The sequence below is a fragment of the Adlercreutzia sp. DFI.6.23 genome (genome assembly GCF_024462535.1).
Lineage (GTDB): Bacteria > Actinomycetota > Coriobacteriia > Coriobacteriales > Eggerthellaceae > Adlercreutzia > Adlercreutzia rubneri.
This window is the reverse complement of record NZ_JANGBP010000023.1, coordinates 1-1,479: the sequence shown is the minus strand read 5'-3', so window position 1 is coordinate 1,479 and position 1,479 is coordinate 1. Positions and strand designations below refer to the sequence as shown.

The 1,479-nt window shown below is 72.9% G+C and carries 2 protein-coding genes and 1 pseudogene; all 3 read right to left on the bottom strand.

Going from position 1 to position 1,479, the window contains the following annotated elements; genetic code table 11:
• Window positions 1–100 precede the first annotated feature (100 nt).
• On the bottom strand, window positions 101–316 hold the full coding sequence (locus tag NE591_RS12130; protein WP_114540649.1) for a hypothetical protein: 216 nt from the start codon (window positions 314–316) through the stop codon (window positions 101–103).
• On the bottom strand, window positions 313–1,110 hold the full coding sequence (gene istB, locus NE591_RS12125) for an IS21-like element helper ATPase IstB (protein WP_197745941.1): 798 nt from the start codon (window positions 1,108–1,110) through the stop codon (window positions 313–315). The genes NE591_RS12130 and istB overlap by 4 nt, the downstream gene beginning before the upstream one ends.
• Window positions 1,107–1,479 (bottom strand): annotated as a pseudogene (locus NE591_RS12120) (IS21 family transposase); the annotation flags it as partial. The gene istB and the pseudogene NE591_RS12120, both read right to left, overlap by 4 nt.

The window sequence follows — 1,479 nt, the reverse complement described above, 5'->3', positions numbered from 1 at the left end:
TGTTAGCGCTACCGCAAAATCAGCCGAACGCGCCACTCTATCCCGCCGGCGGCGCCCCCGGTTCCCGGCCGGGGGCGCTACCGCACTTTGGCCGCCCGCGCTACCTCGGGCCGCCGCCCAGGGCGCGCTCGACCGCGGGGTAGTCGAAGTCCGCGGCCCAGATCTCAACCTCCAGCGCCGGGGAGCCCTCGGCGTCCCCGGGCGCGACCGCCCAGCTCGTGACCTCCCATCCGCCGAGCTGCGGGAACCTGACCGTCACCGCGACGTCCTCTGCGCCGAACGCGGCCAGCCACCCCGCGGCGTCCGCGGCCCTCACGACTGCCCCCTCTCGGGCAGCCCGTCGCCGTCGGCCGCCTCGGCCAGCAGGTCCTTCATGCGGTAGGACCGCCCCGTTATCTTGAGCATCGTGCAGTGGTGGCACACCCGGTCGGCGATGGCCGCGGCGGTCACCGCGTCCCCGAACACGTCGGCCCAAAGGCCCACGGCCACGTTGGTGGTGATGACCGTGGAGCGGTGCTCGTAGCGGGCCGAGACGAGCTGGAACAGCAGGTCGGCCCCCTCCTCGTCCACGTCCAGGTAGCCGAGCTCGTCGATGATGAGCAGCGTCGCGTGGGCGTAGTACTTCAGCCTCTTCGCCAGGATGCCGCGCGAGGAGGCGTCCTTCAGGTCGCGCACCAGCGCCGCGCAGTCGGTGAAGCGCACCTCCTTGCGGGCGCGCACCGCCTCCACCCCCAGCGCCACCGCGATGTGGGTCTTGCCCACGCCCGGGCTGCCGACCAGAACCACGTTCTCGGCCGCGTCCAGGAACCTGAGCGTGGCCAGGTCGTCCACGACGGCCCTGGGTATGGAGGGCTGGAAGGAGAAGTCGAAGTCGGCCAGCGTCTTGACGAACGGGAAGCCGGCGGCGCGCACCTTGCGGTCGGTCCCGCGACGGCGCTTGGCCTCGGCCTCCTCGGAGGTCATGGCGAGCATCGCCGAGGCGAAGTCGGCCTCGCCGGCGGCCACCGCCGACATCCAGTGGGGCAGCCCCGCCGCCATGGCGTCCAGCCCCAGCTCCGAGAGGTTCTCGCGTATGCGGGCGTAGGCGCCGCCCTCGTCCCGGGCGCTCACAGCGACCCCTCCCCGAGCCTGCCGAGCAGCTCCAGGTTGGCGCGGGCCGCCGCCTCGATGTCGGCGTCGGCGTAGCGCGCCTTCGCGGCCAGGGCCTCGGCGTAGTGCGCCGGGTCGTAGACGACGGGCCCTCCCGGGGCCGACAGGTCGTGGACCGCGACGGTCTCGCCGGCCATCTCCACCCTCACCTGGCCCGACGGCATCGCGAGCACCTTGACGCGCCTGCCTATGCAGCGCCGGGGCACCGAGAACTCGCGGCCCCGGCAGCGGACGAGCATCGTGGGGGGCGCCGCCTGGACGGAGACGTCGGCCACCATCGACTCCAAAAGCCCCATGTTGCCCACCTTGCGCAGCTCCTCCTTCTCGCGC